Source organism: Methylobacterium aquaticum (genome assembly GCF_001043915.1).
Classification (GTDB): domain Bacteria; phylum Pseudomonadota; class Alphaproteobacteria; order Rhizobiales; family Beijerinckiaceae; genus Methylobacterium; species Methylobacterium aquaticum.
This window is the reverse complement of sequence record NZ_LABX01000364.1, coordinates 1-616: the sequence shown is the minus strand read 5'-3', so window position 1 is coordinate 616 and position 616 is coordinate 1. Positions and strand designations below refer to the sequence as shown.

The window sequence follows — 616 nt, the reverse complement described above, 5'->3', positions numbered from 1 at the left end:
CGCCCGCTCCAGGAAGGTGAGCGGCGTGAGCGGCTGGTGGTTGGCCGGATTGCGGTCGAGGCCGTGGTCGTAGATCGTGGCGCCGGTCATGGGTCGTCCTGCTCCCTGCCGCGCCAGAGTACCCGCCGGGGCGGGGCGATCAATCCGCCTGCGATCCTTACGAAAGTTCGACTTCCGGCGGGGCGGAGCCGTGTTCTATCTCAAGGCAGGCCGCTCCTGAAGACGGGTGGCACCGGAGGAAGACGTCATGGCGAGCCCGAGCCGCTACCCGGAGACCTATGCCGCCTGGCAGCGCGACCCGGAAGCCTTCTGGGGCGAGGCCGCCGCGGCGATCGACTGGGCCACCCCCGCGACCCGCATCTTCGCCCCGGAGGAGGGCGCCTATGGCCGCTGGTTCGTCGGCGGGGAGGTCAATGCCTGCCACAATGCCGTCGACCGCCACGTCGCGGCCGGAAGGGGCGACCAGGCGGCAATCCTGTACGATTCGCCCGTCACCGGCACCAAGCGGCGGATCACCTATGCCGAGCTTCTGAGCGAGGTCGAGGCTCTGGCCGCCGTGCTCCAGGATCTCGGCGTCGGGCGCGGCGACCGGGTGGTGCTCTACATGCCGATGGGG

1 protein-coding gene is annotated in these 616 nt (G+C 70.5%); it reads left to right on the top strand.

Going from position 1 to position 616, the window contains the following annotated elements; genetic code table 11:
- Positions 1-247 precede the first annotated feature (247 nt).
- The coding region (locus VP06_RS32005) for an acetyl-coenzyme A synthetase N-terminal domain-containing protein (RefSeq protein WP_048467864.1) at positions 248-616 on the top strand (369 nt) is incomplete at its 3' end.